18 protein-coding genes and 1 pseudogene are annotated in these 21,194 nt (G+C 74.4%); 9 read left to right on the top strand and 10 right to left on the bottom strand.

The features are described from left to right. The first annotated feature begins 10 nt into the window (after positions 1-10). Positions 11-829, top strand: a complete 819-nt coding sequence (gene pssA / locus H0H10_RS05730) for a CDP-diacylglycerol--serine O-phosphatidyltransferase (protein WP_188179842.1) — start codon at positions 11-13, stop codon at positions 827-829. Positions 830-1,121: 292 nt separating this feature from the next. On the opposite strand, the gene H0H10_RS05725 is transcribed toward pssA, so the two are convergent. Further along, on the bottom strand, positions 1,122-2,273 hold the full coding sequence (locus tag H0H10_RS05725; protein ID WP_373566808.1) for a glycerate kinase: 1,152 nt from the start codon (positions 2,271-2,273) through the stop codon (positions 1,122-1,124). A 136-nt stretch (positions 2,274-2,409) separates the two neighbouring features. Between H0H10_RS05725 and H0H10_RS05720 the strand changes: the two genes are divergently transcribed. Genes H0H10_RS05720 through H0H10_RS05700 form a run of 5 tightly spaced genes read left to right on the top strand, consistent with a single transcriptional unit; the run spans position 2,410 to position 5,582 of the window. Then, complete coding sequence (locus H0H10_RS05720) at positions 2,410-3,486, top strand: ADP-ribosylglycohydrolase family protein (RefSeq protein WP_188179720.1); 1,077 nt, start codon at positions 2,410-2,412, stop codon at positions 3,484-3,486. Between the two features lie 28 nt (positions 3,487-3,514). After that, entirely contained in the window at positions 3,515-4,009 is a 495-nt protein-coding gene (locus H0H10_RS05715) for an NUDIX domain-containing protein (RefSeq protein WP_188179719.1), read from the top strand. A gap of 43 nt (positions 4,010-4,052) precedes the next feature. After that, entirely contained in the window at positions 4,053-4,790 is a 738-nt protein-coding gene (locus H0H10_RS05710; RefSeq protein ID WP_188179718.1) for an SIR2 family NAD-dependent protein deacylase, read from the top strand. 3 nt (positions 4,791-4,793) lie between these two features. Then, positions 4,794-5,126: a glyoxalase superfamily protein gene (locus H0H10_RS05705; protein WP_188179717.1), complete on the top strand. Its 333-nt coding sequence runs from the start codon at positions 4,794-4,796 to the stop codon at positions 5,124-5,126. Positions 5,127-5,138: 12 nt separating this feature from the next. Further along, positions 5,139-5,582 carry an SAM-dependent methyltransferase gene (locus tag H0H10_RS05700; protein ID WP_188179716.1) on the top strand — a complete coding sequence of 148 codons (444 nt, stop codon included), beginning with the start codon at positions 5,139-5,141 and terminating at the stop codon, positions 5,580-5,582. Here the strand turns inward: H0H10_RS05700 and H0H10_RS05695 are convergent. From H0H10_RS05695 to H0H10_RS05685, 3 genes and pseudogenes are all read right to left on the bottom strand, one after another. Next, positions 5,579-6,070 carry a methylated-DNA--[protein]-cysteine S-methyltransferase gene (locus tag H0H10_RS05695; RefSeq protein ID WP_188179715.1) on the bottom strand — a complete coding sequence of 164 codons (492 nt, stop codon included), beginning with the start codon at positions 6,068-6,070 and terminating at the stop codon, positions 5,579-5,581. The genes H0H10_RS05700 and H0H10_RS05695 overlap by 4 nt on opposite strands. 10 nt (positions 6,071-6,080) lie before the next feature. Beyond that, entirely contained in the window at positions 6,081-7,565 is a 1,485-nt protein-coding gene (locus H0H10_RS05690) for a DNA-3-methyladenine glycosylase 2 family protein (protein ID WP_306420933.1), read from the bottom strand. A gap of 55 nt (positions 7,566-7,620) precedes the next feature. Continuing rightward, a pseudogene (locus H0H10_RS05685) lies at positions 7,621-8,328 on the bottom strand (HAD-IC family P-type ATPase); the annotation flags it as partial. On the opposite strand from H0H10_RS05685, the gene H0H10_RS39655 reads away from it, so the two are divergent. Both H0H10_RS39655 and H0H10_RS05680 read left to right on the top strand, forming a co-directional pair. Further along, entirely contained in the window at positions 8,272-8,466 is a 195-nt protein-coding gene (locus tag H0H10_RS39655; RefSeq protein WP_223179427.1) for a hypothetical protein, read from the top strand. The pseudogene H0H10_RS05685 and the gene H0H10_RS39655 overlap by 57 nt on opposite strands. A 113-nt stretch (positions 8,467-8,579) precedes the next feature. Continuing rightward, entirely contained in the window at positions 8,580-8,951 is a 372-nt protein-coding gene (locus H0H10_RS05680; RefSeq protein WP_188179714.1) for an ArsR/SmtB family transcription factor, read from the top strand. Positions 8,952-8,993: 42 nt separating this feature from the next. On the opposite strand, the gene H0H10_RS05675 is transcribed toward H0H10_RS05680, so the two are convergent. The 5 genes from H0H10_RS05675 to H0H10_RS05655 all read right to left on the bottom strand — a co-directional run bounded on the left by H0H10_RS05675 (position 8,994) and on the right by H0H10_RS05655 (position 18,826). After that, positions 8,994-12,905: a glycoside hydrolase family 2 TIM barrel-domain containing protein gene (locus H0H10_RS05675; RefSeq protein WP_188179713.1), complete on the bottom strand. Its 3,912-nt coding sequence runs from the start codon at positions 12,903-12,905 to the stop codon at positions 8,994-8,996. A 240-nt stretch (positions 12,906-13,145) separates the two neighbouring features. Then, complete coding sequence (locus tag H0H10_RS05670; RefSeq protein ID WP_306420935.1) at positions 13,146-14,390, bottom strand: vWA domain-containing protein; 1,245 nt, start codon at positions 14,388-14,390, stop codon at positions 13,146-13,148. A gap of 446 nt (positions 14,391-14,836) precedes the next feature. Then, positions 14,837-16,120 (bottom strand): AAA family ATPase, encoded by a 1,284-nt coding sequence (locus H0H10_RS05665; RefSeq protein ID WP_223179426.1) that lies wholly within the window; start codon positions 16,118-16,120, stop codon positions 14,837-14,839. A gap of 109 nt (positions 16,121-16,229) precedes the next feature. Beyond that, entirely contained in the window at positions 16,230-17,651 is a 1,422-nt protein-coding gene (locus H0H10_RS05660; protein ID WP_188179711.1) for a hypothetical protein, read from the bottom strand. A gap of 125 nt (positions 17,652-17,776) precedes the next feature. Continuing rightward, the gene (locus tag H0H10_RS05655) at positions 17,777-18,826 is read right to left on the bottom strand and encodes a saccharopine dehydrogenase family protein (protein ID WP_223179425.1); all 1,050 of its coding nucleotides are present in this window, start codon (positions 18,824-18,826) and stop codon (positions 17,777-17,779) included. A gap of 71 nt (positions 18,827-18,897) precedes the next feature. On the opposite strand from H0H10_RS05655, the gene H0H10_RS05650 reads away from it, so the two are divergent. Continuing rightward, on the top strand, positions 18,898-19,527 hold the full coding sequence (locus H0H10_RS05650) for a TetR/AcrR family transcriptional regulator (protein ID WP_223179424.1): 630 nt from the start codon (positions 18,898-18,900) through the stop codon (positions 19,525-19,527). A gap of 12 nt (positions 19,528-19,539) precedes the next feature. Here H0H10_RS05650 and H0H10_RS05645 read toward each other — a convergent pair whose 3' ends face one another. Beyond that, complete coding sequence (locus tag H0H10_RS05645; protein WP_223179423.1) at positions 19,540-21,132, bottom strand: alkaline phosphatase D family protein; 1,593 nt, start codon at positions 21,130-21,132, stop codon at positions 19,540-19,542. Positions 21,133-21,194: the final 62 nt, after the last annotated feature.

Here is a 21,194-nt window from a genome sequence, read left to right as displayed (position 1 = left end):
GGCCGGGTGGGTGCCCGAGGCCGACGAGGTGGACGAAGAGGAGGAGATGCCCCTCTCGCTGCGCCTGTCGATAGCGGACACCCTCACCCTCGGCAACGCCACGTGCGGCTTCATGGCCGTGTACTTCACCACGACCGGCATCCTGATCCCGCACCTCACGGGCAGCGAGGAGTCGGGCATGGCCCGGCACAGCGCGGCCACGGCGGTCATCCTGATGCTGTGCGCGGCGATCTTCGACCTGTTCGACGGTCTGGTGGCGCGCAAGCTGCGCTCCTCCCCCATGGGCGCCGAGCTGGACAACCTCTCCGACCTGATCAGCTTCGGGCTGGCCCCGGCGTACTTCGTCCTGGTCTACGGCATGGTCGCGCACGACGCGTATCAGCGGGTCGCCGCGGTCGGGGCGATCGTGGTGCTGCTGGCGGTGGTGCTGAGGCTTGCGAGATTCTCCTGCGTCACGGTCAAGGACGGCACCTTCCAGGGCATGCCGTCGCCGTTCGGGGCGCTGACCGTGGTGTCGATCGTGCTGCTGGAGCTCCCCTTCGTGGCGACGCTCCTCGCGATCATCGGCACGGCCTGGCTGATGGTGAGCCGGGTGGAGTACCCCAAGCCCCGGGGCCGCCTCGCCGTGGCGATGCTGTCCTGGATCGTCCTGTCGATGGGCCTGCTGGCCGCCTGGGCCTTCGACGCCCCGAGCGGGCAGCTGCTGCTGCAGACGGGGTGTGCGCTGCAGCTGGTGATGGGGGCGGTGATCCCCCTGTTCGCCACGGCTCGCCGGGTGAACAACTTCCGTGACAACCGGCGGGAGGCGCGGGCGGCGCAATTGCCGTAGCGCTCCGCTGGGTGGGGCCCCGGACCCGGGTGGGTCCGGGGCCCTTCGCTTGTCCGCGTGCCCGGTACGGGCGCGGGCCTCGCCGGGGGCTCCGCCCCCGGACCCCGGGCCTGTGCCCACACACCACCCGACTCGGTCGGATGGCATACGGCGGTCAGGGGCAATTCAGCCCGTCTGGGGGGTGCCCCCTCTGGGGAAGTTCGAGGACGAGGCCCGTTCAGGGCCGAAGCGGGGGTCCGGGGGCGGCAGCCCCCGGGGACGGGAAGGGTAGGGGCGGCGGGGGCGAGAACCCTCAGCCCAGGAAGTCCCGCGCGATGCGTTCCGCGACCCGCTCCAGGATCGGCCCCGCCTCCGCGATGCACTTCGCCACGTCCGGCTCGACGTCCGTCAGCGGGTACGCCCGCCGGATCCCCGCCCGCCCCAGCGTCTCCGGCGCCAGGGCCAGCCGCCCGCACACCGCGACGACCTCCTTGCCCGCGGCCCGCGCGGCGGCGGCGACACCGGCCGGCGCCTTGCCGTGCAGCGTCTGCTCGTCCAGCGAGCCCTCCCCGGTGATCACCAGGTCCGCCCGCTCCAGCGCCGGGGCGAAGCCCAGCACGTCCAGCATCACCTCGATACCGGGCCGGAACCGCGCGCCCAGCAGCAGCGCACCGTATCCGATGCCGCCCGCCGCACCGGCACCCGGCGAGGCGGCGTACTCGGCCGCCTTCCCGCCCACCACGTCCTCCAGCACCTTCGCGAAGTGCGCCAGCGCCGCGTCCAGCGTCTCCACGTCCTGCGGCGAGGCCCCCTTCTGCGGGCCGTAGACCGCCGGGGCGCCCTTCGGACCGGTCAGCGGGTTGTCGACGTCGCTGGCGAGCACCAGCTCCACGCCGGACAGCCGCGCGTCCAGTCCGGACAGGTCCGCCGTGGCCAGATCGGCGAGACCCCCGCCGCCCGGCGCCACCGGCTCCCCCGAGGCGTTCAGGAACCGCGCGCCCAGCGCGGACAGCATCCCGGCGCCGCCGTCCGTCGTCGCGCTGCCGCCGACCCCGAAAACGATCGTCCGCGCACCCGCGTCCAGGGCGGCCCGCAGCAGCTCACCGGAGCCGTACGTGGACGCCGTCAGCGGTGCGAGGACGCCGGCCGGCAGCCGCTGCAGCCCGCTGGCCTCGGCCATCTCCACGACCGCGGTGTCACCGCGCAGCGCGAACGCCGCCGTCACCTCGTCGCCGAGGGGCCCGGCGACCCGGACCTCCCGCCGTTCGAACCCGGCCGCCACGGCCGCGGCCACGGTCCCGTCGCCGCCGTCGGCCACGGGCAGCGCCTCGACGCCGAGGTCCGGCACGACCCGGCGCAGCCCGGCCGCGACGCGCTCGGCGACCTCCACGGCCGTCAGCGACCCCTTGAACTTGTCCGCGGCGACGAGCACCCGGCGGGTCCCGTCCACTGCAGCGTCAGCCACCTTGCTCTCCCCTTGCTCTCCGAGCCTTGCGCACGTCAAGGCAGTCGCGCCGCTGCGACCTTAACCGGACGACACCCGCTCCGTCATGCCCCTGCCCGCACCCTGGAACGCCGGCGGAAGTGGGTACACCGCAACCATGACTGCTGTACGCACCGGACCGGCACTCGCCGACCGCGTCCTCGGGGGCTGGCTCGGCCGGATCGCCGGCAACATGCTGGGCAAGCCGGTCGAGCAGGGCGAGGTGTGGACGCGCGAGCGCATCGACCGCTATCTGCGGCGGGCCGGGGCCCTGCCCCTGACCGACTACCTGCCCGAGCCGGCCGGCGACAGCGACGACGCCGGGCTGCTGCGGCCCGAGTGGCGCGCCTGCGTCCGCGGCCGGATCGACGGCAGCTGCCGCGACGACGACGTGGACTACGCCATCCTCGGCCTGGACCTGCTGGAGACCCACGGCTTCGGCTTCAGCACCGAGCAGGTCGGCGACCTGTGGCTGCTGCGGTTGCCGTACCTGCAGACGTTCACGGCGGAGCGCGCCGCGTACCGGAACCTCGCGAACGGGCTCAGACCGCCCCTCACCGCGACGTACGAGAACCCCTACCAGGAGTGGATCGGCGCCCTGATCCGCGCCGACGTCCACGGCTGGACCCGCCCCGGCGACCCGCACGGCGCCGCGTCGGCCGCCCGCCGGGACGCGGTGCTGTCGCACACCGGGAACGGGGTGTACGGCGCGATGTGGGCGGCGGCGCTGGTCTCGGCGGCGTTCACGGCGCCGACCGTGCGGCACGCCGTGGAGGACGCGCTGACGGTCGTCCCGGCGAGCAGCCGGCTCGCCCGCACGGTCCGCCGGGTCGTCTCGCTGCACGAGACCGGGATGGCGTGGGAGGACACGCTCACCACCGTCTCGGAGGAGACCGCCGGGTTCGGCTGGATCCACGTGGTCCCGAACGTCGCCGTCCTCACCGCCGGGCTGCTGTACGGCGACGGCGACTTCACCCGGACGATCGCGCTCACCGTGCGCGGCGGTCTGGACACCGACTCCAACGGGGCGACGGCGGGTTCGGTGGCGGGGGTCCACGGCGGCGCGTCGTCGATCCCGGGACAGTGGACGCAGCCGCTGCGGGACACGGTGCGCAGCGCGGTGTTCGGCTTCGACGGCGTCCGGGTCACCGAGCTGGCGGAGCGGACGCTGCGGCTGGCCGGCGCCGGGGCATGACGCGCGGGGGTCCCGTTACGCTTCCAGGATGACCACGCCCGACTACGCCACGTACATCGCCGGCCTGCCCCGCGTCCTCGCCGGTGCGGCCGCGCTCTTCCGCGACGCCCGGGACCGGGTGCTGATCGTCGAGCCCAACTACCGCGAGGGGTGGGCGCTGCCCGGCGGGACGATCGAGTCCGAGGACGGGGAGACTCCGCGCCAGGGCGCGTGGCGGGAGACGCTGGAGGAGATCGGGCTGGACGTGCGGGTGGGCCGGCTGCTCGCGGTGGACTGGGTGGACGGGGCGGGCCGGCCGCCGATCGTGGCGTATCTGTACGACGGCGGGGTGCTCACCGAGGACGACCTCAAGGCGATCCGGCTGCAGGAGGAGGAGCTGGTGTCCTGGCGGCTGGTGCCGCGCGAGGAACTGGGCGGCTACCTGCTGGGCTCGCTGCACGGCCGTGTCCTCGCGGCGCTGGACGTGCTGGCCGAGGGTTCGGGGACGGCGGAGCTGGAGAACGGCCGACGCGTCGACCGGTGAAACCCGTTCGCCGGGCGGGCGCGGGGCACCTAGTCTCGACCGCATGACCAGCACGCCCCTCGTCGCGATCCTCAGCGGCGCCGGTGTCTCGACCGACTCCGGCATCCCCGACTACCGCGGGCCGAACGGGCTGTGGCGGCGGGACCCGGAGGCCGAGAAGCTCGTGACGTACGAGTACTACATGGGCGATCCGGAGATCCGGCGCCGGTCCTGGCAGATGCGGCGGAGGAACCGGACGCTGAAGGCCGAGCCGAACGCCGCGCACCGTGCCGTCGCCGAGCTGGAGCGGTCCGGGGCGCCGGTGCGGGTGATCACGCAGAACGTGGACGGGCTGCACCAGCTCGCCGGGATGCCGGCCCGCAAGGTGCTCGAGCTCCACGGCAGCGCACGGAGTTACCTGTGCACCCGGTGCCATGCCCGGGGTCCGATGGAGGACGCCCTCGCCCGCGTCGAGGCCGGCGAGGACGACCCGCCCTGCCTGGAGTGCGGCGGCATCCTGAAGTCGGCGACGGTGATGTTCGGCGAGCGCCTGGACCCGGTGGTCCTCGGCCAGGCGGTCGCCATCAGCAAGGCGTGCCAGGTGTTCATCGCCGTCGGCACCAGCCTCCAGGTCCAGCCGGCGGCCGGGCTGGCGGGGGTGGCCGCCGACCACGGGGCGCGGCTGGTCATCGTCAACGCCGAGCCGACGCCGTACGACGACCTCGCCGACGAGGTCGTGCGCGACCCCATCGGCACGGCCCTGCCGGAGCTGCTGCGCGGGCTGGGCCGGGAGGGCGACTGAACCGTGGACGAGGAGGTCATCCCGATCCTGCGTGTGGCCGATGCCGCTGCGGCCGTGCGCTGGTACGCGCGTCTGGGCTTCGCCGAGCAGTGGGAGCACCGCTTCGAGCCGGGTCTGCCGGCCTTCGTCGAGGTCGCGCGCGGACGGGTGCGGCTGTTCCTGTCGGAACACGCCGGGGACGCCCGGCCGGACACGCTGGTGTACCTGCGGGTGGCCGACGTCGAGGAGGTCGCCGCCGAGTTCGGCGTGCGGGTCGAGGAGGCTCCCTGGGGCCGCGAGATCGAGCTGCGCGATCCCGACGGCAACCGCCTGCGCGTCGGCACGCCGAGGAGATGAGGTGACCGGACCGTGACCGGAGAGCTCTCGCCCCGCCTCGCGGAGATCGTGGAGGCGCTGCCCCTGACGCCGCGCGCGCGGGTCCTGGAGATCGGCTGCGGTCCGGGGGCCGCCGCGCGGGCCGTGGCGGCGCGGCTGACCGCGGGGCACATTCTCGCGATCGACCGTTCGGCGCGGGCGATCGCGCAGGCCGAGGCCGGGTCCGCCCGGGAGATCGCCTCGGGGCGGATGAGCGTGCGGTGCGTCGCGGCGGAGGACTTCGTACAGGAGCCCGGCGAGGAGCCCTTCGACATCGTCTTTGCAGTGCGTGTCGGCGCGCTCGACGGCCGTCATCCCGAGGCGGGCCGGCGCGCGCTGGAGCGCATCGCCGCCGCGCTGGCCCCCGGCGGCCGGCTGTTCGTCGACGGGGGCCGGCCGTTGCGGGAGGTCCCCCTCCCGCCGGGCGGCGGTCTCTAGAACAGTGCAGAGCCCCGCTCGAAGTCCAGCAGCCGCTGCTTGCGTTCCAGGCCGCCTCCGTAGCCGGTGAGGCTTCCGCTCGCGCCGATGACGCGGTGGCAGGGGACGATGATGCCGACCGGGTTGCGGCCGTTGGCGAGGCCGACCGCGCGGGAGGCGGCCGGGTTGCCGAGGGCGTCGGCGAGCTCGCCGTAGGTGCGGGTCTCGCCGTAGGGGATCTTCCGGAGCTGGTCCCAGACGCTGCGCTGGAACGGGGTTCCGTGCAGGGACAGGTCGAGGGTGAAGTCCTTCAGGTCGCCGGCGAAGTACGCCGCCAGTTGTTCCCGGGCCTCGGCGAACGGGCCCTCGTCGGGGGACGAGGGTTCGCCGAAGGTCTCCTCCGGCGGACGGTGGCGTTGGGCGGTCATGTACAGGCCGCACAGGACGCCGTCCTCGGCGACGAGGGTGAGCGGGCCGTAGGGGCTGTCGGTCACGGTGTGCTGTTTCACGGTGCTTGCCTCACACGGGCAGGAAGTTGATCGGGTGGCTGTCGGTCGCCCACAGGTACTGGACCGCGTACGCCCGCCAGGGCCGCCAGGCCGCCGCGCGGGCGGTGAGCGCCGCGGGTGTGGAGGGCAGGCCCAGCTCCCGGGCGGCGCGGCGGATGCCGAGGTCGGTGGGGAGGAAGGCGTCGGGGTCGCCGAGGGCGCGCATCGCGATGACGTCGGCGGTCCAGGGGCCGAATCCGGGCAGGGCGAGGAGGCGGGCGCGGGTGTCCGCCCAGTCGCTCTCGACTCCGAGGTGGAGGGAGCCGTCGGCGAGGTGGCGTACGAGGGTGGTGAGGGTGGCGCGCCGGGTGCGGGGCATCGCCAGGGCCTCCGGGTCCACCTCGGCCAGCGCCCGCACCGACGGGAAGAGATGGGTCAGGCCGCCCTCGGGGTCGTCGATCGTCTCGCCGTGCGCCGTGACCAGGCGGGCCGCGTGGGTGCGGGCGGCCGCCGTGGAGACCTGCTGGCCGAGTACGGCCCGTACGGCGAACTCCGCGGCGTCGACGGTGCGCGGGACCCGGCGGCCCGGTGCCTTGTCGACCAGCGGGGCGAGCAGCGGGTCGGTGCGCAGCTGGTCGTCGATGGCGGCCGGATCGGCGTCCAGGTCGAGCAGGCGGCGGCAGCGGCTGATGGCGACGGTCAGATCCCGCAGGTCGCTGAGGGTGAGGCGGCAGGCGACGTGGTCGGGGCGCGGGGTCAGGGCCGCGATGCCGTGGCCGTGGGGCAGGCGCAGGGTGCGGCGGTAGGCGCCGTCCCGCCACTCCTCCACGCCGGGTACGGCGGTGGCGGCGAGGTGGCCGAAGAGGTTGTCGGGGTTGAGGGGGGTGCGGAACGGCAGGCGCAGGCTCAGGGCGCCACCGGGGGCGCTCGCGGTCCGGCCCCCCGGCGCGCGGCCGCGCAGCTCGCTCGGGCTGAGGGCGAAGACCTCGCGGACGGTGTCGTTGAAGGTCCGGATGGAGGAGAAGCCGGCGGCGAAGGCGATGTCCGCCATCGGCAGCGGGGTCGTCTCGATGAGCAGGCGGGCGGTCTGGGCGCGCTGGGCGCGGGCGAGGGCGAGCGGGCCGGCGCCCAGCTCGGCGAGCAGCTGGCGTTCGATCTGCCGGGTGCTGTAGCCGAGCCGGGCGGCGAGGCCCGGCACGCCGTCGCGGTCCACGACGCCGTCGGCGATCAGCCGCATGGCGCGGGCGGTGAGGTCGGCGCGCCGGTTCCACTCCGGGGAGCCGGGGCTGGTGTCCGGGCGGCAGCGCTTGCATGCCCGGAACCCGGCCTGCTGGCAGGCCGCCGCGCTGGGGTAGAAGGTCATGTTCTCCGGCTTGGGCGGCACCACCGGGCAGCTGGGCCGGCAGTAGATGCGGGTCGTCAGGACGGCCGTGAAGAACCAGCCGTCGAACCGCGCGTCCTTGGACCGGACGGCGCGCACGCAGCGCTCGGTGTCGGTGTGCATCCCCATCTGCATGCGTCCAGCATGGGTGATCCGGGCGGCCGGGGCTGGCGAGAATCCGACATGGACCTCACGCTTCCTGGGCCCCGGCGGATCGCCGGGCGGATTCGCGCAGCAGCCGCAGTCCGTTGAGGCCGACCAGCACGGTGGAGCCCTCGTGCCCGGCGACGCCGAGCGGCAGCGGCAGATGCCCGATCAGGTCCCGCAGGACGAGCACGGTGATGAAGGTGCCCGCGATGACCAGGTTCTGCTGCACCAGGCGGGACAGGCGTACGACCGCGGGGACGGCCGTCAGCTCGTCGCGCACCACGACCGCGTCCGCGGTCTCCAGCGCCGGGTCGGAGCCCGCGCGGCCCGTGGCGACCCCGGCGTGGGCCGCGGCGAGGGCCGGGGCGTCGTTGACGCCGTCGCCGACGAAGAGGACCTTGCGGCCGGCCCGCTCCGGCTCGCGGACGGCCTCGACCTTGCCCTCGGGCAGCAGGTCCGCGCGGACGTCGGTGATGCCGGTGGCGGTGGCGACGCGGGCGGCGGCGGGGGCGTTGTCGCCGGTCAGCAGGGCGGGGGCGGTGCCGGTGAGGGTGGTGAGCGCGGCGGTGGCCGGGGCGGCGTCGGCGCGGAGCCGGTCGGCGAGGGCGAGGGTGCCGACGGGGGTGCCGTCCCGGCTGACCTGGAGGGTGGTGAGGTCGTCGTCGGGGGTGTCCGCGCGGCCGACGTGCACCTCGTGGCCGTCGACGAGGTCGGTGACGCCGCGTCCGGGGAGCGCCGTGAAGTCCTGTGCGAGGGGACGGTCTCCTCGCGGTCGCCGGCGATACGCGTCGCGGTGGCGGGGGCGAGGTCGAGCAGGCCGCGCACGGAGTCGGCGGTGCGGGCGGTGGCCAGGGCCTCCAGGGCGGGCTCCCAGCCGCCGGCGGCGTAGGCGACCGCGTACAGCGGGCCGTGCGCCCAGGCGGGGGCGCCGTCGAGGTCGAGGGCGAGGGCCGCCAGGAACGCCAGCAGTGCGGCGAGCGTCCAGCTGCGTAAGATGACCGCATGGGTCACGGAGCCGCCACCGCCGCGCAGGACGCCGCCGAGCGGGTGCGCCTGGACGCGGACAACGTCGCCAAGGTCGCCACCACGCTCCAGGCCCTGTCCACGCCGTCCCGGCTGCTGATCCTCGCCCGACTGCGGGAAGGCCCGCTGCCCGCCACCGAGTTGGCGGCGGAGGTCGGCATGGAGCAGTCGGCCTGCTCGCACCAGCTGCGGCTGCTGCGCAACCTCGGCCTGGTGGTGGGCGAACGCCGCGGCCGGTCGGTGGTGTACGCCCTGCACGACCACCACGTCGCCGAGTTGCTCGACCAGGCCGTGTACCACGTGGAGCACCTGCGGCTCGGGATCAGCGACGCGCCGGATGAGCGCTCGTGACGGGAGCCCGGCGCACCCGGGCTCCCGTCCGCCGGTGTACGGCTACTCGGTCGCCGTCGGCCGCCGCGAGGCCGCCATCGCCTCACCCACGTCGGTGAGCGGGCGCAGCCGGTAGGTGTAGGCGTAGTCGCGGTCGGCGAACAGCTTGAACTCGTCGTGCGTGTGCGCGCCCCAGCTGTTGTCGCCGCCGACACCCATCTGACGGTGGTTCAGCCGGAGGACGACCTCGTCCCTCGGCGTCAGCTGGTAGTCGTGGCGCACCCCGGCCGACAGGTCCTCCGGTGTGAACCGCGAGGCGTTGACCTCCAGCAGGGGTTCCCCGGAGGCCAGCAGCCCCACGCCGCGCGCGTCGGTGAGGGCGACCCAGCGGACGTCGGTCTTGTTGCCGTTCTCCTGCGGGCGGATGTACGGCGTCCACTGCTCGGCGACGGTGGAGGAGTACACGCCCACGTCGGTGCCGGTGTTGCGGTCCCAGTGGTTCTCCTCGGGGCCGCGGCCGTAGTAGTGCAGCCGGTCCAGGCGGCGCGGCAGGAACAGCAGGGTGCCGACTTCCGGAATGTACGGCAGGTTCGCCGCCCCCGGGTGCAGGGTGTTGTCGACCTTGATCTCGCCGTTGCCGAACACCGTGTAGGTCGTGGTGTACGCCGACTCCACCGTGGTCGGCAGGGTGCCGCCCACCTTGATCTCGACGGCCCGGTCGCCGAGGGTCCGCACGGCGACGTCCGTCACCGTGCGCCGGGCGCCGGCGTCGCGCCAGGTCTGGTTGCGGGTGTGCTGCCCGTTGCCCCTGTCGTTGTCGGTGGGCGCCCGCCAGAAGTTGGGGACGGGTCCGGAGGTGATCAGTCGGGTGCCCTTCGCCTCGTACGACGTGATGGTCCCGGAGCGCTTGTCGACGGTGACCGAGAAGTCCCGGCCGCGCACCGTGACGTCCTGCTCGCGCTCCTCGTGGCGCAGCACCGGCACGCTCTTGAGGGGCACGGGGGTGACGGCGGGGCTGCCGGCGTCGAGCGGGAGCTGCTGCCGGGCCACCTCGAAGCCCGCCTTCGCCCACTTGGTGGACTCCTTGGTGGTGAAGGAGAGCTGGAGGAAGTACTCCGTGCCCGGCTCCGGGTCGTCCGGCAGGCGGACCGGCAGCGTGATGTCCTTCCGGGACAGCGGCGGCACGTCGAGCTGGTCGCGGGTGAGCCTGCCCTGCCGTACGACACGGCCGTCGGCGACGAGCTCCCACCGGCCGTCGAACTCGCGCAGACTGGTGAACAGGTACTCGTTGGTGAGGGTGACCGCGCCGGGGGCCCCGCCGGAGGACCGGGCGGCGTTGACGGCCTGGTAGACGCGCTTGATCTCGGCGGCCTTGCCGGTGTGGCCGCGGTCGGCGGTCACGATGCCGTCGGCGACGAAGCTGCCGTCGTTGGGGTTGTCGCCCCAGTCGCCGCCGTAGGCGAGGAAGGTCTTGTCGGCGGGCCGCTTCCGCGTGACCTCGGCGGTGGCGGCGTCGAACCAGAACCGCACGCCGTCGTCGCCCGGTCCGCGGCCGTCGGAGGCGAGTTCGGCGGCGGTCAGGGCGCGGGCGTAGACCCGGGCGCGGCGGATGGTGCCGCTGAACTCCCGGGTCTGGGCGTCGGCGTCGGTGGCGAGGGCGAGGGGCGCGGTGTTCACGGCCGGCCGCCGGGTGGTGGTGCGGGTGGCCCTCACCGTGCCGTCGACGTACAGGGTGAGCGTGCCGGCCTCGGCGTCGAAGACGCCCGCGATGTGGTGCTCGCGGCCGGTCCAGTCGTCCGGCAGCGCCCAGCTCGCGGTGACCCACTGGCCACCGGAGTGGATGAAGAACTCCAGGTTCCGGTTGGTCTGCTTCAGGGCGTACTGGGTGTCGCCCTTGGCGAGGATCGGCTGGTGGTACCCGGTCACGTCCGGGGTGACCCAGGCCTCCAGGGTCAGCGAGCCGGTGAGGTCGAGGCGCTCGTCGCGGGCGAAGACCGTGCCGCCGCTCACCCCCTTGCCCGGGTCGAAGGTGCCGCTGGGGGCGAGGATCTCGCCGCGCAGCCTGCCGGGGCCGGTCTCGGTCAGCAGCGTGCGGGCCGGGGTGGGCCAGGTCAGGGACTGGTCGACGAAGTCCCAGATCCAGCCGCCCTGGAGCACGTCGTACCGGCGGACGACGTCCCAGTACTTCTTGAAGTTGCCGTTGGAGTTCCCCATCGCGTGGGAGTACTCGATCATGACGTAGGGCCGGGTGTCGGAGGTGTCCTTCGCCCGCTGCTCGACCCGCTGCGGCGTCTCGTACATCTCCGACCGGATGTCGCTGACCGCGGGCCGGTCGTCGCCCTCGTACTGGATGACGCGGGTGGGGTCGTAGGACCGGATCCAGTCGCGCATGGCGACGAAGGTGCTGCCGCCGCCGGCCTCGTTGCCCAGCGACCAGATGACGACCGAGGCGTGGTTCTTGTCGCGGTGGACCATGTTCTGGGCGCGGGCCACGCAGGCGGCGGTCCACTCGGGGTGGTCGCCGGGGTACTCGCCGCGGATGCCGTGGGTCTCCAGGTTGGTCTCGTCGACCAGGTACAGGCCGTACTCGTCGGCGAGTTCGTTCCACAGCGGGTTGTTCGGGTAGTGCGAGGTGCGGACGCTGTTGATGTTCATCCGCTTGATGATCTCGATGTCCTCGACCATGTCCGCGCGGGTGAGCGCCGTCCCCCGGGCCGGGTGCATCTCGTGGCGGTTGGTGCCGCGGAAGGAGACCGGCTTGCCGTTGATGCGCATCAGGCCGTCCTTGAGCGCGAACTCGCGGAAGCCCACCCGGTGCGAGAGCGTCTCGGTCACCCGGCCCGCCGGGTCCCTCAGGCGCAGCACGGCGGTGTACAGGTTCGGGTGCTCGGCCGACCACAGCTTCGGCTCGGGTACGGCCTTCGACGCGCGTACGGTGACGTCCTCGCCGGCGCGGACCGTGCCGAGGTCGGCGGACTGCTCCAGCGGCCGGGACCAGACGGCGTGGCCGCGCGCGTCGTACAGCTGGGTCTCCACCGTGTACCGCCCGCCGCCGTCGCCGCCGTAGGCGCGCACGCTCGCGGTGACCGCCAGTTCGGCCTCGGTGTACGTGTCGTTCAGCGGGGTGTCGAGCTTGAAGTCGCGCAGGTGGACGGCCGGGGTGGAGTAGAGGTAGACCGAGCGGAAGATGCCGCTCAGCCGGATCATGTCCTGGTCCTCCAGCCAGTCGCCGTCGGAGTAGCGGTACACCTCCACCGCGATCTGGTTGGTGCCGGGCTTCAGGTGCTCGGTGACGTCGTACTCGCTCGGGGTGTAGGAGTCCTCGTCGTAGCCGACCAGCTCCCCGTTGATCCACACGTAGTGCGCGGACTTGACGCCCTCGAAGTGCAGGAAGGTTCTGCGGCCCGACCAGTCGCGCGGGACGGTGAACGTGCGCCGGTACTGGCCCACCGGGTTGTAGCGGGTCGGGGCGGCGGGCGGCTGCGGTTCCTCGCCCCGGCCGTTCGGGCCCCAGTACGGGTAGGTGATGTTCAGGTAGATCGGGAAGTCGTGGCCGTGCAGCTGCCAGACGGAGGGGACCGGGATGGTCTCCCAGTCGCTGTCGTCGGTGTCGGTGCGGTGGAAGTCGGTGTCCCGGTCGTCGGGGCGGTCCGCGTAGGCGAACTTCCAGGTGCCGTCGAGGCTCAGCCGGTAGGGCGAGCGGGTGCGGTCGCCCGCCAGTGCCTGCTCGACGCCGGCGTACGGCATGAGCGTGGTGTGGGGCGGCTCGGTGCCGAGCCGGAAGACGCCGAAGTCGTTCCACTCCGGGGTGTCCTGCGCCACCGGGCGCCGGGTGACCGCGTGCGCGGCGAGGGGCGACGCGGACAGGGCGAGCGCGCCGAACACGGCGGCACCGCCCTCCAGGAGACGGCGGCGGCTGACCAGCGGGCGGGGACGGGCCGGGGATTCGGCGGGTGACACGGGCGAGTGCGGCATGACCGTGGCCTTCCGTGGGCTTCGGGGGCGGCTCAACGCTCGGTGCTGTGACGGCGGTTGACGTGGGGTTGTGGCGCAACTGCCGGTGATGGTGCGGCTACTGAGTCAGGGTCACCCTAGGACCCGAACACAACCGAATCAATTACCCCGTCGGACTTTGTTGGGTCCTGGTGGACGATGGCCTGATCCCCCCGATTGCGGCTCGCCTCCCCGGACCAGGCCGGTCCACGTACCCTTCCCTCAGCCGATGGTGACGACCCGCGCCCAGGGCGGCGGGGTGTCCGGGACGTAGTCCGGGTCCTCCTCGTTCACGGCGCGGGCGGGACGGGGGAAGAGACCGACGACGGTGCGGCAGTACGGCTGCGCGGAGGGCCAGGGCGTCTGTCCGTCCGTCAGGGCGACGATCACGTCAGGGCGGGGCCGGGAGCGGAGCGCCCGGGCGAAGCCGGAGCGCAGGTCGGTGCCTCCGCCGCCGACCAGCTCGATGTTCTCGGCACGGCACAGCGGTACGGCGATCCCGGCCGCCGCATCGCAGGAGATCACCGAGACCAGGTCGCGCCGTCCGCCCACCGCGCGCGAGATCGCCGCCACCTCCAGCAGCGCGCTGCCCAGCTCGGCGTCGCTCACCGACCCGGAGGTGTCGATGACGACGCAGACCCGGGGCGGCGTGCGGCGCAGGCTCGGCAGCACCACGCCGGGGACGCTCGCCGAGCGCCGGGACGGACGCCGGTAGCTGTGGTCCTCGCCCGCCCCCGGTGCGCTCGCCGCCGAGCGGACCGCCGCGCCGAGCAACTGCCGCCAGGGCTGCGGCGGGTGGAACGCCTCGTCCGCCCACCGGCGCCAGCCCTCCGGCGCGTCGCCCGGCCTGCCCTTGATCCCCTCCGCCACCCGGAAGCGGACCGCGTCGCGCTGCTGCCGGGTCAGCCCGTGGGCGCCGTCGGGACCCAGCTCCCACGGCCGCTGCCGGCCGTCGGCACCGCTGCCGCAGTCCAGCCAGGCCAGGTCCGCGGCGAGCGAGGACATCGACGCCGTGCGCAGGTACTCCTCCATCAGCAGCCCGTCGGGCAGCCGCAGCAGCGACGGCAGCACCGCTCCGGCGGGCAGGGGCAGACCGTCGCCGTAGATGTCGTCGTTGATCTCGAAGTCCGCGGCGATGTTCCGCCGCAGCCTCCCCCAGCCTTCGGCCGGGGGGACCCCCATCTCGCTTCGCTCGCCCGGCCCGTACTCCTCGTGCTCCCGTGCGTACCGCTCGCCCCGCCCGTGGTGGTCGCGGAGCAGATGGGAGACCTCGTGCACCCAGACGCCCGCCAGCTCCTCCACCGGGGTGCGCGCCACGAAACCGGGCGAGACGTAGCAGCGCCAGTGCGCGTCCACCGCCATCGTCGGGACCGACCGGTCCGCGACGATGTGCAGCGCGAAGAGGGCGTCGGCAAGGTAGGGCCGGACCTTCACCGCGTGCAGCCTCGCGGCCAGCAACTTCTCCAGGTCCAGCGGTGATCCGGGCCGGCCGTCCGGTCCGCGGGAGCCGTCTGGCCCGCGGGAGCCAGCCGCCCCGGGGGAGCCGTCCGGTCCGCCGGGTCCGGTCGGCGGCTCCGGCAGGGTGGCCGCTACCGGGCGCGGCGCCGGGGGCGGGGACATGGGGCGCGGCACCGGACGCGGCGGCGCGGGCCGGGGCACGGGCCCCGGCACCGGACGCGGCGGCGCAGACCCGGACACGGGGCCCGGCACCGAGCCCGACAGCGCAGCCCCGGACTCGGGGCCCGGCACGGGACCCGACGGCACAGACCCGGACACCGGGCCCGGCATCGAACCCGACGGCACAGACCCGGACACCGGGCCCGGCATCGAACCCGACCGCACAGGCCCAGACAGGGGTCCCGACACGGGACCCGATACCGCAGACCCGGATGCGGGGCCCTGCGTGGCCGCCGTCATCGGCGCGCCCCCGTCGCATGCCCGGTCTCGGCCCTCGTGGCTCTCTCCACCGACCGGTCCGCGCGTCGGGCGAGGCCGATCACCGTGGCCAGCCGCTCCACCGACTCCGGCACCTCCCAGTCGTCGCGCCGCAGCGAGGCCAGCGTCGTGGCCGGGGCGACCAGCAGGTCCGGAGCGCCGGTCTCCATGGCCCGGACGAGCACCGCCCAGGCCGCCTCCCATCGCTCCCGCTCCGGGCGTGCCCCGACGGCGGCGACCACCGCCTCCAGCGCCGCCTGGCGCAGATCGCCCCGCTCGGGGAGTTCGGCGCAGGCCGGTTCGGCGAGCAGTGTCTCCGGGTCCGGCAGGTCCATGCGGTCCAGGTGGGCGAGGAGTTCGAGCCCGGGGCCGTCCCCCACCGCGCCCCGCACCAGCAGCGCCAGCACCTCGCGGGAGACGGAGGCCGCCGTGCCGAAGGCCAGCAGGGTCAGCGCGGCCTCCCAGCTGCGGGGCGAGGGCCAGGCACCGCCGCGCCGCGTCTCGGTGCCCGGCAGCCGGTGGATCAGCGTCGGCCGGACCTCCAGGAAGCCGCAGACCGCGCGCCGGGCGAAGGCCACCGCCTCCGGCAGCCGCTCGGGCACCAGCCGGGGCAGCTCCGCACGGGGCCAGACCCCGCCCAGCCCGCGCACCACCACGTCCCGGTCGTGCACCCAGTGGAGATGGACGAACCGGTTGGCCAGCGGCGGGCTCAGTTCCCATCCGTCCGCCGCCGACGCCCTCGGGTTGGCGGCGGCCACGATCCGCACACCGGGCGGCAGTTGCAGCGCCCCGACCCTCCGCTCCAGGACCACCCGGAGCAGGGCGGCCTGGACGGCCGGCGTGGCGGTGGACAGCTCGTCCAGGAAGAGCAGCCCCCGCCCGGCCCGCACCAGCTCCACGGCCCACTGCGGCGGCGCCATCGGCACCCCCTGCACCGCCGGGTCGTCGCCCACGACGGGCAGCCCGGAGAAGTCGGACGGCTCGTGGACGCTGGCGATCACGGTGGTCAGCGGCAGGTCGAGGGAGGCGGCGAGCTGGGTCAGGGCGGCGGTCTTGCCGATGCCCGGCTCGCCCCAGAGCAGCACGGGCAGGTCGGCCGCGACGGCCAGGGTGAGCGCGTCGAGCTGTTCGTCGGGGCGCGGCTCGGTGGTGGTCGTCCGCAGGAGGGCGAGGAGGTCGTCGGCGAGGGCGAGCTGGGCGCCGGTTCCGGACGTGTCGGCGGCCGTGGGGGCGGGCGCGGACACAAGGGTGCTGAGGGTCATGGGCGTCACCTGGGGTGGGAGAAGGGAACGGAAACGGGACGGCCCGTTCCGGAGGTCATGGGGGCGTACGGCGCCCAATGCGCGGTACGGGTGAGGGCTTCGGCGGTGGTCAGCGGGTCAGGCCGGTGCGGGGCCGGCCCCGGCCGGCGCGCTTGCGGCGCATCACGAGAGGCGTACGGCGGTCGAGCCGGGGACGGTGGTCCGCCTCCGCGTGCTCCCGGCCGGCGGCGGGGTGCACGGCGACCAGCCCCGAGCGGAAGAGCCCGTGGTCGACGCGGCGCTCCGCGGCCGACTCCAGTTCCTCCTTGAGCGGCCCGTCGCGCAGGAGCGCGGCGGGACCGAGCAGACCCTCGACCACGGCCAGCGCCCCGGCGACGTCACCGTGGCGGAGCCGCTCGCGGACCGCGGGCAGTGCCTGCGGAGTGCGGTGCACCGCGTCGATCGCGCGCAGGCAGGGCAGCGCCGGTCCGCCGAGCGCCACCAGCAGCTCCTCCCGGCGCAGTTCGGCCGGGTCGTGATCGACGGCCGTCAGCACCCCGTCCCGCAGCGCGATCCGGTGGACCTCGCCCCGGCATTCCACCCGGTGCGGGTCACCGGGCTCGGCGGCCGGGCCGGCCACCGGTGCGGGGCCGGACACCGGCAGCGCCGCGGCGACGAGCGGATGCAGCCGCTCGGCCGCGACCAGCCCGGCCCGCAGCAGCTCCAGGTCCGGCAGGACCCGGGCCGCCGCCTCCGGCAGCACCGGAAGCGCCGCGGCCTCCTGCGGTGGCAGCGCCTCCCGCAGCGGCCGGAACGCCGGGGCGTGGCTGTCGTCGGGGGCGACGAGTTCGAGGACGGCGCGGCTGCGGGCACCGAGCCGCACGGCGAACGCCCCGCGCGGACGTCCCTCGGCCCGCAGCAGCAGCTCCGCCTCGGCGGCCCAACGCCCCACCGCCCACGGGGCGTCGGTTACGGCGGGCAGGTCCGGCGGCGCCGCGGACGGTGCTCCGTGCGCCCCGCACCGCCGTGCCAGTTCGCCGCTCCGCCCGGCGTCCCACAGATGCCGGTGCAGGTCGAGCCGGAATCGCCGGTCGGGATGGGGATGAGGGTGGTGCCGCGGTGCGCCGTTCGCCGACCCCTCCCACAGGGCCAGGGAGATCCGCTGTCCGGCGTCCGCCCAGGCCGGCGGTGTCCGCACCACCAGTTCCAGCGGAAGGTCGCCGGAGCTCCGGTACCGGGCCAGCGAGAGGGTGAGGCCGGGCCTGAGCCGCCCGTCGGGGGCGATCCGGGGCATGTGCCAGCGGAGCAGATCCGGCGACAGCCGCCGCAGATCCGCGCGGAGGCGGTGGACGAGGTCGGTGCCGTGGCGGTCGCGCACGGCGCGCAGATCGAGATCGACGTCGATCCGGGCGGCGGCGCAGGCCCCCGCCCAGTCACCGGCCGCACGCCGTGCGGTCGCGGTCTCGATCATGGACGGTGGCACGGCGTACTCACGCACGCGCTGCCACATCAACAGGCGGGAAGGAAGCTCGTTCGCGAAGTGATGTGCCATCAGCAATCACCTTGCGCGGACGATTCCCCCAATCCGTACGAGGAGAAGTTCATCATCGCCGACATCGTAACCGCCCCGATGACGATCTGTCTCGCAAGATGACGTCGCCCGGGTCTCCACCCCGGTCACCGGTCATCGCCGCCCCGCCGTGCCGGGCGCCGCAGTACGACGCCGTGGGCGGCCAGGGACTCGGGCAGCCGGGCCAGGGCCGGGAGCTGTTCGATGTGGTGGACGCCGGGCGGGGGCGAGCCGGTGAGCAGTTCCCGGGTGGCGTGCGCGGCCACGAGTCCGGTGACCCGGCTCTGTTCGTGACCGGTGAGGGCGTACACCGCGTGCCGGTCGCCGCGCCGGGCATCCACCCGGACCGCGAAGCGGTCGCCGCCGAGGCGGATCCGGTGGAGGGCGCCGGTCAGCGGCCGCAGCACGCGTGGCCGGCAAAGGGCGCCGGACAGTCCGGTGCGTTGCAGCGCGAAGAGCGCCGCGGTCAGCGGCCGGGAGTCCAGGCACAGCCGGGTGGTGACGTCCAGGGCGTCCAGGGTGCGGCGCAGGGTGTGCTGGTCGGAGAACGGGAAGGGATACGCGGTCCGGGTTCCGTGTCCCGGCAGGTCCGTCCGGTACGGCGCGCCCGGGGCGGCCTCGCCCAGCGCGGTCAGGGTCCAGCGCAGGGCGTCGGCGCCGTGCCGCTCGCCGGTGCCGAACAGCAGGGTGATGTCCAGGCGTTCGGCGCCGCCGACTGCCTCGTGGGCGCGGCGGGCGAGCAGGTTGGTGAGACCCGGGGCGACTCCCACGCTGAGCAGGGCGGTGGCTCCGTGGGCCGCGGCGGTGCCGGACAGGTCCGTCACGGCGTCGAGGAGACGGGCGGTGGCCGCCACGTCGACCAGGCGGACGCCGCGTTCCAGCGTGATCCGCGCGATGCCCGCGTCCGGGGGTTCCACGCACAGCACCACGGCGGCGACGTCGCCCAGTTCGTCCAGTACGCGGCGGAAGGCGTCCGGGTCGGTGACGTCCACGCGCACTCCGCCGAGCCGCCGGGCCCTGGCCTCGTCGCGTCCGGCGGGGACCACCCGGCCGGGGAACCACGCGCCGAGGGTGGCGGACACCGTGGCGCCGACCGCGCCGTAGCCGCCGACGACCAGGATCCGCCCGGTGGGACCGCCGGAGTTCACTGTAGTCATACTCCAGTGACTACACTGTAGTGTCACTACAGTCAAAGCTCTGCCGCCTCGCGCGGCGCAGAGGAGGCGGCATGGTGCCCCCCGTCCCCCGGGCCGAGAAGGCACGCCGTACCCGGCAGCGGATGCTCGATGCCGCCGCGCGGCTGTTCGCCGAGCGCGGCTGGACCGGTACGACCGTGGAGGACATCGCCCGCGCCGCCGAAGTCGGCGTCCAGACGGTCTACTTCACCTTCGGCACCAAGCGCGCGCTGCTCAAGGAACTGCTGGACACCGTGATCGCCGGCGATCCCGATCCGGTGGCCACGCTGGACCGCCCCTGGGCCCGGGAGGTGCTGGACGCCCCGGACCCCGCCGCCCAGCTGGCGTTGCAGGCGGCGGGTGCCCGGGCCGTCCTGGAGCGTGCCGCCCCCGTGCTGGAGGTGGTGCACGCGGCCGCTGCCGCCGACGTGGAGCTCGCCGAGCTGTGGCGGCTCAACCGGCGGCAGCGGCACACCGTGCAACTCCGTTTCGCCGAGGCCCTGCTGGCCAAGGCCGGCGGCACGCTGCGCGACGGCCACGACGCCGCCTCGGCCGCCGACGTCGCCCTGGCCGTCCTCGGCCCCGAGACCTACGGCCTGCTGGTCGGCGCCCGGGGCTGGACCCCGGCCCGCTGGGAGCACTGGGCGGCGGACGCGCTGGTGCGGCAGCTGCTGCCGGGGTGACCGGGCCGGGCCTCAGGCCGGCTGGACCCCCGGCACGCCCGCCTCGATCACGAAGGACTTGTCGGTGCGGACGGGGGCGCCGGGGCGGCTGACGTAGTCGACGACCCGGTAGTCGGCGGTGTACTGGTCCCGGGAGACGGTGCAGTGCACGTAGCCACGGCGGTTGCTGTAGTACTTGAGGTGCGGGTTCTCCTCCCAGTACACCCGGCCCGGGTCGTGGGAGTCGGTGCCGTCGCCGTTCGACGTGATCGACGTGGTGACGAACTCGCTGCCCACCAGCCGGGTCTCGGGGCGCTCGAAGTCACGCCTGAGGTCGTTGGTCCAGTTGCTGTGCACGTCGCCGGTGAGCACCACGAAGTTGTCGATGCCGCGCTCCTCGACGTAGCCGAGGACCCGGTCGCGCGAGACGCGGTAGCCGTCCCAGCCGTCGTTGTAGCCGCCGTCGTCCGGCCCGGCCACGGCGTCCCAGTTGGCGAAGTAGATCTGCTGGGGCAGGACGTTCCAGGTGGACCGCGACCGGCCGAGGCTGCGCTCCAGCCACGCGTGCTGCTCGTCGCCGAGGATGGTGGCCTTCGGGTCCCACTGCTCCGGACCGGAGACCTGCCACTTGTCGCCGTACGGCTGGTTCGTGCGGTACTGGCGGGTGTCCAGCACGCTGAAGGTCGCGGTGGCGCCGAACTCGAAGCGGCGGTACAGCGGCAGTGCCGTGTCCACGGGCTTGCGGAACCGGCGCAGCGGCATGTGCTCCCAGTAGGCCCGGTAGGCGGCCCGGCGGCGGGCGGCGAAGTGCTCTGTGGTGTCGTTGCCCTGGCCCGCGTCGGTGTTCTCCGGGCTCAGGTCGGCGTAGTTGTTGTCGGTCTCGTGGTCGTCCCAGGTGACGACGAACGGCGCTGTCGCGTGCAGCAGTTGCAGGTCCGGGTCGGTCTTGTACTGGGCGTGCCGCTGCCGGTACTCGGCGAGGGTGTTCATCTCGTCGCCGATGTGCGTGCGTACGTCGCCGTTGACCCCGGCCGCGTACTCGTAGAGGTAGTCGCCGAGGTGGAAGACGACGTCCGGGCGCTCGTCGGCCATGTGCCGGTACGCCGTGAAGTACCCCATCTCCCAGTTGGCGCAGGACGCGAACGCGAAGTCCACGGTGGGGGCGGTGCCGGGTGCCGGGGCGGTGCGGGTGCGGCCGGCCGGCGAGACCGCGTCGCCGGCGCGGAAGCGGTAGTAGTACTCGTGGTGCGGGCGCAGGCCCCGCACGTCGACGTGGACGGTGTGCGCCTCCTCGGGCAGGGCGTGCTCCACACCGCGCCGGACGACTTTGCGGAACCGCTGGTCGAGCGCCACCTCCCACCGCACCGGCACCGGACGCGCGGGCATGCCGCCGTCGGGGGCGAGCGGTTGCGGAGCGAGGCGGGTCCACAGGACGACGGCGTCGGGGAGCGGGTCGCCGGATGCGACACCGAGCCGGAACGGGTCGCGCGGGACCCGCAGGGGTGCGGCCGCGGCGGGTGCGGCGCCGGTGCCGAGCAGCACCGCACCGGCGGCGGCTGTGCCCGTGAGACCGAGAAAGCCCCTTCTCTTCAGAGGACGGTCCATGCTGGTGCGCGGCGGGGTCATCGAACCTCCAGACGGCGGACGGTCGGCCGCGCACCAGCCAAACGGCGCCGGATGAACCCCGA

This window comes from Streptomyces griseicoloratus, from assembly GCF_014534645.1.
GTDB lineage: Bacteria > Actinomycetota > Actinomycetes > Streptomycetales > Streptomycetaceae > Streptomyces > Streptomyces griseicoloratus.
This window is presented reverse-complemented; position numbering and strand designations above follow the sequence as displayed.

Bases quoted from the DNA above. Each gene is read 5' to 3' on its own strand.
- H0H10_RS05655 (WP_223179425.1), bottom strand. From the start codon at position 18,826: ATGACTACAGTGAACTCCGGCGGTCCCACCGGGCGGATCCTGGTCGTC.
- H0H10_RS05675 (WP_188179713.1), bottom strand. From the start codon at position 12,905: ATGCCGCACTCGCCCGTGTCACCCGCCGAATCCCCGGCCCGTCCCCGC.
- H0H10_RS05645 (WP_223179423.1), bottom strand. From the start codon at position 21,132: ATGACCCCGCCGCGCACCAGCATGGACCGTCCTCTGAAGAGAAGGGGC.
- H0H10_RS05690 (WP_306420933.1), bottom strand. From the start codon at position 7,565: ATGCAGATGGGGATGCACACCGACACCGAGCGCTGCGTGCGCGCCGTC.
- H0H10_RS05680 (WP_188179714.1), top strand. From the start codon at position 8,580: ATGGGTCACGGAGCCGCCACCGCCGCGCAGGACGCCGCCGAGCGGGTG.
- H0H10_RS05710 (WP_188179718.1), top strand. From the start codon at position 4,053: ATGACCAGCACGCCCCTCGTCGCGATCCTCAGCGGCGCCGGTGTCTCG.
- H0H10_RS05660 (WP_188179711.1), bottom strand. From the start codon at position 17,651: ATGGCACATCACTTCGCGAACGAGCTTCCTTCCCGCCTGTTGATGTGG.
- H0H10_RS05715 (WP_188179719.1), top strand. From the start codon at position 3,515: ATGACCACGCCCGACTACGCCACGTACATCGCCGGCCTGCCCCGCGTC.
- H0H10_RS05665 (WP_223179426.1), bottom strand. From the start codon at position 16,120: ATGACCCTCAGCACCCTTGTGTCCGCGCCCGCCCCCACGGCCGCCGAC.
- H0H10_RS05650 (WP_223179424.1), top strand. From the start codon at position 18,898: ATGGTGCCCCCCGTCCCCCGGGCCGAGAAGGCACGCCGTACCCGGCAG.
- H0H10_RS05720 (WP_188179720.1), top strand. From the start codon at position 2,410: ATGACTGCTGTACGCACCGGACCGGCACTCGCCGACCGCGTCCTCGGG.